The organism is Micromonospora sp. B11E3 (assembly GCF_039871625.1).
In the GTDB taxonomy this organism is placed as follows: domain Bacteria; phylum Actinomycetota; class Actinomycetes; order Mycobacteriales; family Micromonosporaceae; genus Micromonospora.
Genome location: NZ_JBDPMC010000120.1, coordinates 1 through 14,907, shown reverse-complemented (window position 1 = coordinate 14,907; position 14,907 = coordinate 1). Strand labels below are relative to the sequence as shown.

The window sequence follows — 14,907 nt, the reverse complement described above, 5'->3', positions numbered from 1 at the left end:
CCCCGCCCCTGCCCCGCCCCTGCCCCGCCACCCTGCTCCGCGATCTTGCACTTTGGGCCCCTCGTTTGCGGCTTTCGCCTCATTTGTCGGGGCAGAAAGTGCAAGATCGCGAGAGGGGGCGAGGGCGGGTCAGCCCGCCTGGGTGGCGGCGGCGTCGGCGCGGTGGGCGCGGATCTTGTGGCCGACGCTGGTGAGGCAGCGGCCGCTGCCCAGGTCGAACTTCCAGCCGTGCAACTGGCAGGTGAGCTGGTCGCCCTCGACGATGCCGAAGCGGCTCAGGTCCGCCTTCAGGTGCGGGCAGCGGCGCTGCACCACCCAGTCGCCGATCGTGATGTCCTCGGCGTCGACCGCCCGCTCGTGCTCGTCGTACCAGCCCTCGGCGTACTGGAGGCGCTCCTCCGACAGGCACTTGAAGAACGCGTAGACGAACTCGTTGTACTGCCCGATCCGGGCCGCCGAGAAGCGGCAGGACAGGAACAGCGAGTTGACCCAGTCCACCTCGCCGGTGTGCAGCAGGTGCTCCACCAGCGCCCGCTCGGTACGGAACCGGTAGCGCACCTTCTCGTCGGCGTACGGGCGGACCTCCTTGCCCGGGAAGTCCACCACGATCGATTCAACCGACTCGCCGCCTGCGTCGTCGGTCCCGACGAGGTCGAAGCGGACCGGGCCGCCCACCCCCTTGGCCAGGTAGATCGACTCGTCCAGCAGCGGCTCGATCCGCCGCTTCATCTCGCCGAGCACGTCGAGCTCGGGGTGCCGCCAGGACGCCTTCTCGGCCTCGATGATCCCGCGCTTGCGCTCCCGCATCTCCTCCAGGTGGGCGGCCTTGTTCGCGAAGAACTCCGCCACGGGCACCGGGTGCGTGGTCTCGCAGCCCTCGGCGGTGACCTCGGCGACGCTGCCCGGCAGCAGCACCACCCCGTTGGTGCCGCCGACCTTGGCGTACTCGGACAGGAAGACCGACTGGTCGGGGAAGATGTTGCCCTCGTCGCCGTGGATGTCGTTGAACTGCCACAGCGCGTCGTCGAGGAAGCACGGCGGGCCGGCGATCGGGAAGACGTGGTCGGCCTTCAGGTCGTCGATGTAGCGCCAGGTGCGGTCGAACTGCCGCTCCCGCTTCTGCTTGCCGAACGCCGTCTTCGCCGACTGCGGCAGCTCGTAGACCATCGGGTACCAGATCGCCCCGGAGAACTGGAGCAGGTGCGCGTGCACGTGGCCCAGCTCGGCGAAGACGCTCAGGTCGGCCGGCCGGGCGTCGTTCTGGTTGAGCAGCCGTACGCCGTCGTACTCCACCCACAACGACGAGTCGCCGATCGGGCCGTCGGTCGGGCTGGTCAGCGCCTGGATCATGATCTTCAGGCCGCCGGGCAGCTCCACGACCTGCTCGTTCGGCGCCTTGAGGAACTTCGTGAAGCCCAGCGCCCGCAGCTCGTCCTCCATCTCCGAGGTGGGAAACTCGGGCAGCAGGACGGTCGCGTCCTTGGACACGAAGTCGCGCAGGTGCTTGGCGTCGAAGTGGTCCCGGTGCAGGTGCGACACGTACAGGTAGTCGACCTGGCCCAGGCGCTCCCAGTCGAGCTGGGAGTTGTCGGGGAAGGGGAACCACGAGGCGAAGTAGGCGGGATTGACCCACGGGTCGCACAGGATGCTGCCCGCGGCCGTGTCGATCCGCATGCTGGCATGTCCCGTACCGGTCACTCGCACCGCAGTCCCCCTCGAAACGACAATCAGGCGTACGCCTCGACGCTACCGGAGCCGGTGTGATCGCCGACCCGCGACGCCACCAGTGCCGGTCGACCCGGGCCGGTGGGGGCCGAACTTCCTCGGGCCGCCCGTCGTGGCGCTGGGCGTCCCGCTCCGCCCGACCCTGCACGGGAAGCCCCCACCGCGCCAGGCCAGGCATGTGGCGTGCCAGACTAACCGGAGATCCGATCGCGAGGAAGGACCGACAGTGGCAGGAAGCGAGCCGGTGACGTCCCCAGATCAGCACAAGCCCGGGCACCGCAAGGCCGGGCGGATCGGTGCGGTGCTCACCGCGCTGGTGCTGCTGGCGATGCTCTGCGGCAACCACGAGGGCAGGGTCGAGGACATCTGGCTGGTCGGCCTGGCCGTGCTGCTGCTGGCCATCGTCGTCGGCGACGCCGTGCTGCGCCGCAACGGCCTGCGGTCCTGACCGAGGGGCGGCACACCCGCCCGGCCGGCGGTCGCACCCCGGCATCCGACGCATCGAGGGCCCGCCCCCTGCCCGGGGCGGGCCCTCGTCGTCGGTACGACCGCGGCGACCACCGCACGGAGGTCACCGCGCCTACCAGCACGGACGGCACGGGCGCCGGCGGGGACGGCACGGGCGCCGGGGCGGACGGCAGGGAACCCGACGCCGGACGGCAGGGAACCCGACGCCGGACGGCAGGGAACCCAACGCCGGACGGCAGGGAACCCAACGCCGGACGGCAGGGAACCCGACGCCGGACGGCAGGGAACTCGGGACGGGCGCGGCACGGGCCCGTCCCGGCAGGCCGAGAGTCGCCGTCAGCGGCCGAACAGGATGTCCTGGACCTCCTTGAGTGCCGCGTCGACCTCGGCCTCGAAGTAGCCGCCCGGCACCAGGCCGAAGCGCAGCGTGTCCAGTTCCTTCGGGTTGACCGGCATGGGGCCGCGGCCGGCCATGGCGCCGAGGATCCCGTCGAAGAGCCGGTCGACCTGGTCGGGGTCGTACCCGCTGCCGAACCGGCGGACCTGGAAGCTGCGGCGGATCTGGTCGACCCGGTACAGGTCACTGCCGGGAGGGCCGGCCATCGGGGGACCGCCCGCGGGGGGGCCGCCCATCGGCGGACCAGCCATCGGCGGGGGGCCGGCGACCGGGGGCGGACCAGCCATCGGCGGGGGGCCGGCGACCGGGGGCGGACCGCCCATCGGCGGGCCACCGACGGGGCCACCGTGCGGCTGCTGCGGCATCGGCGGCGGGCCGCCCGGCCCGCGCCCGCGCAGCTCGCGCAGGTCCCGCTCGGGCATCCGGATTTCGGCGGTCATGTCGGCGCGGCCGCGCCGGCCCGCCTCGAAGCCGTCGAACCGGTCGTCCGGCCCGTAGCCGCCGGGCCCGCCGGACAGGCCCCTGGACGGCGGGCCGCCATGTCCCGCGCCGGGACCCATCGGACCACCCGGAGCACCCGGGCCACCGTGGCCACCCGGAGCACCCGGGCCGCCATGGCCACCGGGACCACCCGGGCCGCCATGGCCACCGGGACCACCGTGGCCACCCGGACCACCGGGAGCACCCGGGCCGCGGGGGGCGTCGTACCCGCCGCGCGGGCCGTCGTAGTTGCCCCCGGCGAAGGCGCCGGTCGGCTCGTCGTAGCGGCCGTAACGATCGGGCGGACCAGCCTGCGCCGGCATCGGCCGGGGTGGCATCGGCGGCGGCATCGGGGCAGGTCCCCGGTCGTCCCGCATCGGGCCAGGTCCCCGGTCGTCGCGCATCGGGGCGGGACCCCGATCATCGCGCATCGGGGCAGGTCCCCGATCGTCGCGCATCGGGGGCGCGGCCATCCGCTCCGGCGGGCCGAGCCGGTCGCCCATTCGGGGGTCACCGCCGCGACCGGCCACTCCGCCGCGCTCCTCCAACTCGGCCAACTGCCGCTCGACGCGGTCGAGGTGCAGGTCGACCTGCCACTCGTCGTAGCCGTTGAAGCGGACCCGGAAGACGACGTCGTGGACCTCCTGGGAGGCCACGGGCGCGCCGACCGGCTGGCCGTCGAGCGTCGCCTCGACCCGGTCGAGGAAGGCGTCCACCTCGTCGACCTTGTATCCCCGGCGGAGCGCCTTACGCCGGAAACGCTGCCCCTGACTCGCCACTATGTCTCCTGGTCCTGTTCGCTACGCCCGGTCACACCGTTGTCTCCCGCGCCGCGGGGGTGCCGCTGTCCTCGGCAGCGGCAAGCTGCCCGCACGCGCCGTCGATCTCGCGCCCGCGGGTGTCCCGCACCGTCGTGGACACGCCGGCCTCGCGCAGGCGGCGGACGAACTCCCGTTCGACGGGCTTGGGGCTCGCGTCCCAACGGCTGCCCGGCGTCGGGTTGAGCGGAATGAGGTTCACGTGGGCCAGCCTGCCGGCCAGCAACCGACCGAGCAGGTCGGCCCGCCACGGCTGGTCGTTCACGTCCTTGATCATCGCGTACTCGATCGACACCCGGCGGCCCGTGCGGGCCGCGTAGTCCCACGCCGCGTCCAGCACCTCGGCCACCTTCCAGCGCTGGTTGACCGGCACGAGCTCGTCGCGCAGCTCATCATCGGGCGCGTGCAGGGACAGCGCAAGGGTCACCGAGAGGTCCTCGCTGGCCAGCCGGCGGATCGCCGGGACCAGGCCGACCGTGGAGACGGTGATGTGCCGCTGGGACAGGCCGAGCCCCTCCGGAGCCGGGGCGACCAGCCGCCGGATCGCGGCGACGACCCGCGAGTAGTTGGCCAGCGGCTCACCCATGCCCATGAAGACGACGTGCGACAGGCGCGGCGGGGACCCGGCGACCGCCCCCGAGGCGGCCACGCCGGCCAGGTAGACCGCCTGGTCGACGATCTCGGCGGTGGAGAGGTTGCGGGTCAGCCCGGCCTGGCCGGTGGCGCAGAACGGGCAGGCCATGCCGCAGCCGGCCTGGCTGGAGATGCAGACGGTGACCCGGTCCGGGTAGCCCATCAGCACGCTCTCCACCAGTGACCCGTCGTGCAGCCGCCAGAGCGCCTTGCGGGTGGCGCCGCCGTCGCAGGCCAGCTCGCGGACCGGGGTCAGCAGCGTGGGCAGCAGCTCCCCCGCCAGCCGGTCCCGGGCGGTGGCGGGCAGGTCCGTCATCAGGGCCGGGTCGCGGACCAGCCGCCCGAAGTAGTGGGTGGAGATCTGCTTCGCGCGGAACGCCGGCTCACCCAGCTCGGCGACCAGGGCCCGCCGGCCGGGCAGGTCGAGGTCGGCGAGATGCCGGGGCGGCATGGCCGCACGGCGTGCGGCGGGGGCTTCCAGGGCAATGGGGATCAGCGGCAGGCTCGTCATGACCTGTCCAGTCTCCCACGCCGTTTGCCGTGCGCACCTGTCCGGAGGTGCCGAATCGCCCCCGGCCGCGCGGCCGGAACGGGCTGACCGGCGTGATACATGCCTCAACCCGCCAGCGGGACGAACACAGCCAGTAACAGGTACGCGGTGGGCACCGCGAAGAGAATCGAGTCGAGGCGGTCCATCAGGCCGCCGTGCCCGGGCAGCAGGTTGCTCATGTCCTTCACGCCCAGGTCCCGCTTGATCATGGACTCCGCCAGGTCGCCGAGGACCGCCGCGCACGACACGGCCACCCCGAACACCGCGCCCCACCAGGGCGCCACGTCGAACAGCAGCCAGAGCAGCAGGGCGCTGCCGGCCGCCGCGGCGGTGACCGAGCCCGCGAAGCCCTCCCAGGACTTCTTCGGGCTGACCGTCGGGGCCATCGGGTGCTTGCCGAAGGCGACGCCGGCGGCGTACCCGCCCGTGTCGGAGAGCACGACCGCGACCAGCGTGACCAGCACGCGCAACTTCCCGTCGTCGGGCGCGGCGGCGAGCATCGCCGCGAACCCACCGAGGAACGGCACGTACACGGCGATCAGCGTGGCCGCGGTCAGATCGCGCTGGTAGTTGCCGGGCCCGTCGCCGAGCCGCCAGATCATCGTGCCGAGCACGGTGACCAACAGGCCCAGGCTGAGCGCGTCCGGGCCGGCGAACCAGGCCAGCCCGACCGTGAGCACGCCGCCGGTGACCAGCGGCGCCAGCGGCGGGTGCGCGCCGCCGCGGCGGACCGCCCGGGTCATCTCCCAGGTGCCGACGGCCACGGCCGCCGCGATCACGACCAGGAAGGCCGGCTGGTAGAGGAACAGCGGCAGGAGGACCGCGGCGCCGAGACCGACGCCCACGGCGATGGCGGCGGGCAGGTTACGGCCCGCCCGGCCGTGCGACGCCTGCTGGGTGGGCGGGCGGTCCGCGCTGGCCCGGCGCCGGCCGGGCTGCCGGCGGCCCGGGGGCCGCTCGGGCCCGGGATCCACCGGCTCCGGCGGGTACGGGTGCCCGCCGGGCCCACGACCCCCGCCGGGCTCGCCCGCGCCTGACCGGTACGCCGGGAGCGACTGCGTCGCGTCGTCGGCGTACACGGGCAGGGACTGCGTCGCGTCATCGGGGTACGGCGTCCGGAACGCGTCGCCCCGGCTCGCGCCGCCGGGCAGGTGGCCGCCGCCCCAGGCCGGCTCGTCGTCCCCGGGGACCGGGCGGGCGCCGTACGGGTCGGTGGCGTCGACGCCGAACGGGTCGGTGGCGTCGACACCGAACGGGACCGGGCCGCGGGCCGCCGGGCGACGCGGCTCGGGCCGGGCGTCGGGGACGGTCGGCGCGTACGCGTCGGGGGCCCCGCCACGGGCCCACGTCCCCGGTTCCAGCTCACGGTCGGGCCAGGGCAACGCGGCCGGGGCGTCCGGCCGGTCCCAGCCACGGGGCTCGGCGCCGCTGTAGGGGTCGAGGTGAGACATCACGCACCGAGCGGACGCGGTACGGGGCTCACCACATGACGTGCGACCAAGACCATCCCCTACAACGACTGTGCTGTCCGGTTGACCGGCCGACGGCCGGCCGACCCCGGCTGTTCACCGCACGGTGGCCGGAATCGTGCCGAGCCTACTGCACCGGCCGCCCGCGCACGGCGGACGAGGGCCGCCCCGTCGGCGCCGGGCGGGGCCCTGGGCCCGACACGCCGCGTGCCGCCCGGGCCGGCCGACGGGGGCATCCGAACCAGCCGGACGTGCGGCCCCGAGCCGGTCAGCGGGGCCCGAACCCGCCGACGTGCGGCCCAAGCCGGCCGGCGGCACGTCCCTTCCAGCGGGCCGGAACGACGAAGGCACCGGCGTCCCGCCGCCCGACGGCGGCGGCACACCGGTGCCACGGCGGGTCGCGCCGGCCGCGGGGCCGGTCGCCGATCAGACCTCGAGAAGCTCGGCTTCCTTGTGCTTGACCAGCTCGTCGACGGTCGCCACATACTTCTGGGTCAGGTCGTCGAGGTCCTTCTCGGCGCGCCGGCCCTCGTCCTCGCCGACCTCGCCGTCCTTGACGAGGCGGTCCAGCTCCTCCTTGCCCTTCCGGCGGATGTTGCGGATGGCCACCTTGGCCTCCTCACCCTTGTGCCGGGCCACCTTGATCATTTCGCGGCGGCGCTCCTCGGTCATCTGCGGGAGCAGGATCCGCAGCTGGTTGCCCTCGTTGTTCGGGTTGACGCCGAGGTCGGAGTCGCGGATCGCCCTCTCCATGGCGCCGATCTGCGAGTTGTCGTACGGCTTGATGATCACCATCCGCGGCTCGGGGACCCCGATGGACGCCATCTGCGGCAGGGGCGTGGGGCTGCCGTAGTAGTCGATGATGATGCGGGAGAACATGGCGGCGTTGGCGCGGCCGGTGCGGATCCCGCCGAACTCCTCCTTGGCGTGCTCGATCGCACGCTCCATCTTCTCCTCGGCCTCGAGGAGGGTGTCGTCGATCACCGGTCTCCTCGCCTCCTTCTGTGCTCGTCGTGGGCTGTGCTGTCGTGTCGGAGGGCCGCTGGTCGCGGGCCGGAGCCGTCGCGACCGGCCGGGGCGTTCGCCGCCGTACCGGACGTTCAGGCGGTGATCAGGGTGCCGATCTTGTCGCCGCCCACCGCCCGGATGATGGTGTCGTCGCCCTGCGCGCCGAAGACCAGCATCGGCAGGCCGTTCTCCATGCACAGGCTGAACGCGGCGGCGTCGGCCACCCGCAGGTTGCGGCGCAGCACCTCGGAGAAGGTGATCGAGTCGAGCTTGCTGGCGGTCGGGTCGACCCGGGGATCGGCGGTGTAGACGCCGTCCACCCCGTTCTTGCTCATCAGCACCACGTCGGCCCGGATCTCCAGGGCGCGCTGGGCGGCGACCGTGTCGGTGGAGAAGTACGGCATCCCGGCGCCGGCGCCGAAGATGACCACGCGGCCCTTCTCCAGGTGCCGGATCGCGCGCAGCGGGATGTACGGCTCGGCGACCTGGGCCATCGTGATCGCGCTCTGCACCCGGGTCTCGATGCCCTCCTTCTCCAGGAAGTCCTGGAGGGCGAGGCAGTTCATCACGGTGCCCAGCATGCCCATGTAGTCGGCGCGGGCGCGGTCCATGCCACGCTTCTGCAGCTCCGCGCCGCGGAAGAAGTTGCCGCCGCCGACCACCACGGAGACCTGCACACCGCGGCGGACCACGGTGGCGATCTGCCGGGCGATGGCCTGCACGACGTCCGGGTCGACGCCGATCGCGCCGCCGCCGAAGACCTCGCCGGACAGCTTCAGCACCACCCGGCGGGCCCGCCCGGGCGGTGGGGCGGTCGGATCATCCGCCGCCAGGCTCCGGTCACTCACAACCTGCGTCATCCGCCCCGCCCTTCCCCGGCACACCCCGTGCGCCGGTTACCGCATACCTGCCGTCGCTGACCCTATGTGACGAGGAGGCCGCGGTGCCTGTCACGTACACCGGCGGCCTCCTCGTCCACGTTCCCTGCCCACGGGCGCCTCAAGCGCCCGATCCGGCGGCTCAGGCCTGGCCGACCTCGAACCGCAGGAAGCGGGTCACCTCGATGCCGGCCTCGGCCAGCACCTGCTTGACGGTCTTCTTGTTGTCGGCTACCGACGCCTGCTCGACCAGGACGAAGTCCTTGAAGAAGGCGTTGACCCGGCCCTCGACGATCTTCGGCAGGGCCGCCTCGGGCTTGTTCTCCTCGCGGGCGGTCTGCTCGGCGATGCGCCGCTCGGACTCGACGACCTCAGCCGGCACCTCGTCGCGGGTGAGGTACTTCGGCCGCATCGCGGCGATCTGCATGGCCACGCCGCGCGCGTCGGCGTCGCCGGCCTCGTCGGTCTTGCCGGCGTACTCCACCAGCACGCCGACGGCCGGCGGCAGGTCCTGGCTCTTCCGGTGCAGGTAGACGGCGGTGGTGCCCTCCAGCCGGGCGAAGCGGTTGAGCACCAGCTTCTCACCGATCTTGGCGGACTGCTCCTGGACCAGGTCGGCGACCGGCTTGCCGTCGATGCTGCTGGCCAGCAGCTCCTCGGCGCTGCTCACGCCGCTACGCTCGCCGTGCTCGACCAACTGCTGGGCCAGCGCGATGAAGGCGTCGTTCTTGGCGACGAAGTCGGTCTCGCAGTTGAGCTCCAGCAGCGCCTTGCCGGCGTGCGCGACCAGACCGTTCGCGGCGGTGCGGCCGGCGCGCTTGCCGACGTCCTTGGCGCCCTTGACGCGCAGGATCTCGATGGCCTTGTCGAAGTCGCCCTCGGCCTCGGTCAGCGCCTTCTTGGAGTCCATCATGCCGGCGCCGGTCAGGTCGCGGAGCTTCTTGACGTCCGCGGCGGTGAAGTTGGACATGACTCTCTCTTCGGTGTTGAGACTGCGGTGGGATGGTCTGGGGGCCGGTTACCCGGATCCGGGCCGGATGTGCCCGGCGTACCCGCCGCTCCCCGCCGCCCGGAAAAACGGACAGCGGGGCAGCGGCGGTGCGGTCACTCCGCGGCGGCGGCCGCCGGCTGCTCGTCGGCCTGCTTCGGCTGCTCGTCGGCCTTCTTCGGCTCCTCCAGCAGCTCGCGCTCCCACTCGGCCAGCGGCTCGTCGGCGCCGACCTGGCCCGGCTCCGGCTTCTCGTCGCCGCCCCGACGCCGGCCCGAGCGGGCGATGAGGCCGTCGGCGACGGCGGCGGCCACGACCTTGGTCAGCAGCTCGGCGGAGCGGATGGCGTCGTCGTTGCCGGGGATCGGGAAGTCGACCTCGTCCGGGTCGCAGTTGGTGTCGAGCACCGCGATCACCGGGATGCCCAGCTTGCGGGCCTCGTCGACGGCGATGTGCTCCTTCTTGGTGTCGACCACCCAGACCGCGGCGGGCAGCTTCTGCATGTCCCGCAGACCACCGAGGGTGCGGGACAGCTTGATCTTCTCGCGGGACAGCTGCAGGGTCTCCTTCTTGGTGTGCCCGGCGGCGGTGCCGCTCAGGTCACCCAGGGCCTCCAGCTCCTTCATCCGCTGGAGCCGCTTGTACACCGTCTGGAAGTTGGTCAGCATGCCGCCGAGCCAGCGGTGGTTGACGTACGGCTGGCCGACCCGGGTCGCCTGCTCGGCGATCGCCTCCTGGGCCTGCTTCTTGGTGCCGACGAACAGGATGCTGCCGCCCTCGGCGACGGTGTTGCGCACGAAGTCGTACGCCTTCTCGATGTAGTCGAGGGTCTGGCGCAGGTCGATGATGTAGATACCGTTGCGCTCGGTGAAGATGAAGCGCTTCATCTTCGGGTTCCAGCGCCGGGTCTGGTGCCCGAAGTGGACACCGCTCTCGAGCAGCTGGCGCATGGTCACGACGGCCATGGTGGGGTACTCCTCGTAATCCCTGGTTGTCCCGCCCGGCCGGCGGCCGGGCGCCTGGCGCCCGGTCGCCGGCCATGGTGGGCCCGACCATGATCGGGACCAGGGAGGCCGCCGCCCCACAACAATTCGTGGAGAGGGCGCGCGAGGTCGACCGCGCGTCGCGGTCGCCAGTCGACCAGTGTACGCCCCTGTCCCGCCCGCCGGTCAGCGGGCGGCGCGCGGCGGGCGCGGATCAGCGGACGACGGCCACGAATCGACGCAGTCGGCCACAAGATCGACCCGTGTCGCCGATATGGGGGCATCCGCGCGCCTTGGACACCGCAATGTCGCCGACACGGTGTTTCGCCGGCGTGGTTGGGCGCCGCATAGCACACCGTGGGCATGATCGTCCGGTTGTCCACAGCGGCTCGCGTCGTCCACAGGGCCGCCCCGAGCGGCGCCTCGGCCCGGCATCGTGCGACGCATGACGAAGCGGAACCAGGCCGTCGGCGCGTACGGGGAGCGGTGCGCCGTCCGGCACCTGATCGGGGCGGGGCTGCGCCCGGTCGCCCGGAACTGGCGCTGCCCGGCGGGGGAGATCGACATCATCGCCTGGGACGGGCCCGTGCTCGCCTTCTGCGAGGTGAAGACCCGCCGCAGCACCGAGTTCGGCGCGCCGGCCGAGGCGGTCGTACCGGCGAAGGCCCGCCGCCTGCGCGGGTTGGCCGCCCGCTGGCTGGCGGAGACCGGGACCAGCGCGGAGGAGGTGCGCTTCGACGTCCTCTCCGTCGAACTGCCCGGCGCCGGCGCGGCCCGCGTCGAGCACCTCAAGGGTGCGTTCTGAGATGGGCGGCCGGGCGTGAGCGAGCGCAGCGAGCGAACCAGCCAGCTCAGTACCACAGCTCATGGCGGCGCCGAGCGCAGCGAGGTGACGGGATGAGCGAGCGCAGCGAGCGAATCATCGGGCACGGCGCGTTGACGCCTCATGTCGGCGCCGAGCGCAGCGAGGTGACGACATGAGCTACGCGAAGGTGCTCTGCGTCGGCCTGGTGGGGATGACCGGCCACGTGGTGGAGGTGGAGGCCGACCTGGCACCCGGGCTGCCAGCCGTGGTGATCTCCGGGCTGCCGGACACCACCCTGCATGAAGCCCGGGACCGGGTCCGTGCCGCGATCGTCAACTCCGGCCAGCGGTGGCCGAACCGGCGTATCACGCTGAACCTGCTGCCGGCGACAATGCCGAAGTTCGGCTCGGCGTTCGACCTGGCCATCGCGGCGGCGCTGCTCGGCGGCTCCGGGGAACTGCCGCTGCTGCCGTTGGAGCGGGTGGTGGTCCTCGGCGAGCTCGGGCTCGACGGCACCGTCCGGCCGGTGCGTGGGGTGCTGCCGATGGTGGCCGCCGCGGCACGCGCCGGGCTGGACCGGGTGATCGTCCCGGTCGACAACGCCGCCGAGGCGGCTGTCATCCCGGGCGTGCGGGTTCGCGCCGTGGACACGCTGCACCGGCTGGTCGCGTTCGTCCGGGACGGTACGCCGCTGATCGAGCCGCCCGCGACCGCGCCGCCGGCCGCTTCCGGCGGGCCGGACCTGGCCGAGGTGGCCGGGCAGGCGCTGGGCCGGCGGGCGCTGGAGGTCGCCGCGGCCGGCGGACACCACCTGGCGCTGCTCGGGCCGCCGGGGGCGGGCAAGACGATGCTCGCCGAGCGCCTGCCGTCGATCCTGCCGGAACTGGACGACGACGCGGCACTGGAGGTCACCGCGCTGCACTCGATCGCCGGGCTGCTGCCCGCGGGCGGCCGGTTGCTGCGCCGTCCCCCGTTCCAGGCGCCGCACCACACCGCCACGGTCGCGTCGCTGGTCGGCGGCGGGTCCGGTCTGGCCCGCCCCGGCGCGGTGTCGCTGGCCCACCGCGGGGTGCTCTTCCTCGACGAGGCGCCGGAGTTCAGCAAGGGCGCGCTGGAGGCGCTGCGCCAGCCGCTGGAGCACGGCCGCGTGCAGTTGGCCCGCAGTCGGGGCGGCACCGAGTACCCGGCCCGGACACAGCTGGTGCTGGCGGCCAACCCCTGCCCCTGCGCCCGGCCGGCCGGCGACGCCTTCTGCGAATGCGCGCCGCAGGCCCGTCGACGCTATCTCGGGCGGCTCTCCGGGCCGCTGCTGGACCGGATCGACGTGCAGGTGACGCTGCTGCCGCTGCGGGCGGCGGAGCTGATGGAGTCGGCGGGGCCTGGCGAGGCGTCGGCCGCGGTGGCGACCCGGGTCGCCGCGGCTCGGGCGGCGGCGGCCGACCGGTGGGCGGGTACCGGTTGGCGCCTCAACGCCGAGATACCCGGGCCCCGCCTGCGCCGGCCGCCCTGGCGGTTGCCCGAACGGGACACCCGCGAGCTGCGCGGCCGCCTGGACTCGGGCGCGCTGTCAGCGCGTGGCTTCGACCGGGTCGTCCGGATGGCGTGGACCATCGCCGACCTCGACGGGCGGGACCGCCCGCACCGTGACGACGTCCGCGAGGCAATGCAGCTCAGGATGGGGGACGCGGCATGAGCGAGCGCAGCGAGCGAATCAGCCAGCTCAGTGCCACAGCTCATGACGGCGCCGAGCGTAGCGAGGTGACGGCATGAGCCGGGACGAGGATCTGCTGGCCCGGGTGGCGTTGACGTGGCTCACCGAGCCCGGCACCTGGTCGGTGCACCGGCTGGTCGACCGGCTCGGTCCGGCGGGCACGCTGGACCTGCTGCTCGACGGCGGCGCGCCGGACGAACCGCTGCGCGCGACCGTCGCGGCCCGGTCCCGGGAGGGGGACGCCCGGGCCGTGGCGGCCGACGCGCTGGCCCGCACCGAGCGGCTCGGCGCCCGGCTCGTCACCCCCGGTGACGAGGAGTGGCCGGTACGCGTCGACGACCTGCGCCGGCTGGCCCTGCGGGGCGGCGACCGGCGGGTGGACCGGGAGACGGCTCCCCCGCTCTGCTTCTGGGTACGCGGGGCGTGGCCGCTGCAGGAGGCGTTCGAGCGGTCCGTCTCGGTGGTCGGCGCTCGGGCGGCCACCCCGTACGGGTTGCACGTGGCGACCGAGATCGGCTACGGGCTGGCCGACCGGGACTGGACGGTGGTCTCCGGGGGCGCGTTCGGCATCGACGCCGCGGCGCACCGGGGCGCCCTCAACGCCGGCGGGCTGACGGTCGCCGTGCTCGCCTGCGGCGTCGACCGGCCATACCCGGTGGGCAACGCCGCGCTGTTCGACCGGATCGCCGAGACCGGCCTGCTGGTCAGCGAGTGGATGCCGGGCGCGGCGCCGCTCAGGCCCCGGTTCCTCATCCGCAACCGGGTGATCGCCGCGGCGGCCCTGGGCACCGTGCTGGTGGAGGCGGCGGCACGCAGCGGCGCGACCCAGACGGTCAACCGCGCCCTCGCCATCGGCCGCCGGGCCATGGTGGTGCCCGGTCCGGTCACCTCCGCCATGTCGGTTGGCGCCCACGAGATGCTGCGCGAACAGCCGTTCGCGCGCCTGGTCACGGGCCTGCCGCACGTGCTGGAGGAGGTGGGCCGCATCGGTGCCGACCTGGCGCCTCCGGCCCGCGCGCCGCACCAGGCCCGGGATCTGCTCGACGACGACGCGACGCTGGTGCTGGAGTCCATGCCCCGCCGCGGCGCTGTCGGCGTCGACCGGCTGGCCGCCCGCGCCGGCGTCGACGTCCGGACCGCCCTGCGCAAGCTGTCCCTGCTCGAGGAGCTGGGCATGGTCCGCCGGCGCGACGACGGGTACGCGCTGGCGCCCGGAGCAGCAGCACGGGGGGCTCGTGCTCCAGTCGGTGATCCACGCTCCCCCGGCGTCCCACCCGGTCCGGCCCGCTCACCCGACGCCTCGCCCGGGACTGTGCCGTGACTGTGCTCGGCCGCTCCGCCCGTGCGGGCGACATGCGTGACAGGTCAGTCACCCTCGAAGCGGAGTTGCACGTCGCGGTCGCGCAGACACCGCCGGGCCAGCGCGACCAGCCGCCGGACGTGCTCCACCTCGGCCGGATTCTCCGCGGCTTCCGCCAGCTGCCGCAGCTCGGCGACCAGTTGCGGCACCTGCTCGGCGGCCACGATCAGCTCGCCGAGCGGGTCGAGCCGGTCCAGCAGCGGGTTGCGCCCAGCGTCGCGCGCCCGCTCGACCAGACCCAGCAGTACGTCGTGCGGGTCGGCCACCACCTGCGCGGTGACGTACGCAGGGCGTCCGCGGCCGGGGCCGGCGCGGACCAGTCGATACAGGACGACGTCCAGGCCCATGGTCGGTCCCTCCCTCCTGAGGGCCGCCCGCGCGGGCCGGGTCGTGTCGGCGCGGGCGGGAATGGGGGCAGCCTGTTGGCGGGGCTGGCACCGCCGACGTGTGTCCCAGTCTCCCAAGCCCACCCGTTACCTATCAGTGCGCTCTGGTGGGCATGTGATCGGTAGTCCTGCCTTGCGGTGGGACGGTCCCGGTCTGACCTGCTGGGGCGGTGCCGGGTTGACGTTTCACGGCCACCTGCCCCGCGAGCGGGGTCTTACGGTCGGCTCCACGTCCGTTTGGCGACTCC

The 14,907-nt window shown here is 73.6% G+C and carries 13 protein-coding genes; 4 read left to right on the top strand and 9 right to left on the bottom strand.

The features are described 5' to 3' along the window. Nucleotides 1-129: 129 nt before the first annotated feature. Entirely contained in the window at nucleotides 130-1,704 is a 1,575-nt protein-coding gene (locus ABGB16_RS31635) for a Rieske 2Fe-2S domain-containing protein (protein ID WP_347671739.1), read from the bottom strand. A 247-nt stretch (nucleotides 1,705-1,951) separates the two neighbouring features. On the opposite strand from ABGB16_RS31635, the gene ABGB16_RS31630 reads away from it, so the two are divergent. Then, the gene (locus ABGB16_RS31630; protein WP_347671738.1) at nucleotides 1,952-2,173 is read left to right on the top strand and encodes a DUF2631 domain-containing protein; all 222 of its coding nucleotides are present in this window, start codon (nucleotides 1,952-1,954) and stop codon (nucleotides 2,171-2,173) included. Between the two features lie 356 nt (nucleotides 2,174-2,529). Here the strand turns inward: ABGB16_RS31630 and ABGB16_RS31625 are convergent, their stop codons facing one another. The 7 genes from ABGB16_RS31625 to rpsB form a co-directional block, all read right to left on the bottom strand. Further along, complete coding sequence (locus ABGB16_RS31625) at nucleotides 2,530-3,849, bottom strand: DivIVA domain-containing protein (RefSeq protein WP_347671737.1); 1,320 nt, start codon at nucleotides 3,847-3,849, stop codon at nucleotides 2,530-2,532. Nucleotides 3,850-3,880: 31 nt separating this feature from the next. Beyond that, entirely contained in the window at nucleotides 3,881-5,032 is a 1,152-nt protein-coding gene (gene rlmN / locus ABGB16_RS31620; RefSeq protein ID WP_347671736.1) for a 23S rRNA (adenine(2503)-C(2))-methyltransferase RlmN, read from the bottom strand. A gap of 104 nt (nucleotides 5,033-5,136) precedes the next feature. Next, a complete protein-coding gene (locus tag ABGB16_RS31615) occupies nucleotides 5,137-6,522 on the bottom strand; it encodes a phosphatidate cytidylyltransferase (RefSeq protein ID WP_347671740.1) in 1,386 nt (461 codons plus the stop codon). Nucleotides 6,523-6,966: 444 nt separating this feature from the next. Beyond that, entirely contained in the window at nucleotides 6,967-7,524 is a 558-nt protein-coding gene (frr, locus tag ABGB16_RS31610) for a ribosome recycling factor (RefSeq protein ID WP_347671735.1), read from the bottom strand. A gap of 116 nt (nucleotides 7,525-7,640) precedes the next feature. Continuing rightward, entirely contained in the window at nucleotides 7,641-8,408 is a 768-nt protein-coding gene (pyrH, locus tag ABGB16_RS31605) for a UMP kinase (protein WP_347671734.1), read from the bottom strand. A gap of 160 nt (nucleotides 8,409-8,568) precedes the next feature. Further along, complete coding sequence (gene tsf, locus ABGB16_RS31600) at nucleotides 8,569-9,396, bottom strand: translation elongation factor Ts (protein WP_347671733.1); 828 nt, start codon at nucleotides 9,394-9,396, stop codon at nucleotides 8,569-8,571. Nucleotides 9,397-9,530: 134 nt separating this feature from the next. After that, nucleotides 9,531-10,379 carry a 30S ribosomal protein S2 gene (rpsB, locus tag ABGB16_RS31595; RefSeq protein ID WP_347671732.1) on the bottom strand — a complete coding sequence of 283 codons (849 nt, stop codon included), beginning with the start codon at nucleotides 10,377-10,379 and terminating at the stop codon, nucleotides 9,531-9,533. Nucleotides 10,380-10,842: 463 nt separating this feature from the next. Between rpsB and ABGB16_RS31590 the strand changes: the two genes are divergently transcribed. The 3 genes from ABGB16_RS31590 to ABGB16_RS31580 all read left to right on the top strand — a co-directional run bounded on the left by ABGB16_RS31590 (nucleotide 10,843) and on the right by ABGB16_RS31580 (nucleotide 14,234). Further along, nucleotides 10,843-11,202 (top strand): YraN family protein, encoded by a 360-nt coding sequence (locus tag ABGB16_RS31590; RefSeq protein ID WP_347671731.1) that lies wholly within the window; start codon nucleotides 10,843-10,845, stop codon nucleotides 11,200-11,202. Between the two features lie 172 nt (nucleotides 11,203-11,374). Next, on the top strand, nucleotides 11,375-12,895 hold the full coding sequence (locus ABGB16_RS31585) for a YifB family Mg chelatase-like AAA ATPase (protein ID WP_347671730.1): 1,521 nt from the start codon (nucleotides 11,375-11,377) through the stop codon (nucleotides 12,893-12,895). Between the two features lie 73 nt (nucleotides 12,896-12,968). Next, nucleotides 12,969-14,234, top strand: coding sequence for a DNA-processing protein DprA (locus ABGB16_RS31580; protein WP_347671729.1), 1,266 nt, complete (start codon nucleotides 12,969-12,971; stop codon nucleotides 14,232-14,234). Between the two features lie 44 nt (nucleotides 14,235-14,278). Here ABGB16_RS31580 and ABGB16_RS31575 read toward each other — a convergent pair whose 3' ends face one another. Further along, a complete protein-coding gene (locus tag ABGB16_RS31575) occupies nucleotides 14,279-14,620 on the bottom strand; it encodes a hypothetical protein (protein ID WP_347671728.1) in 342 nt (113 codons plus the stop codon). Nucleotides 14,621-14,907 lie beyond the last annotated feature (287 nt).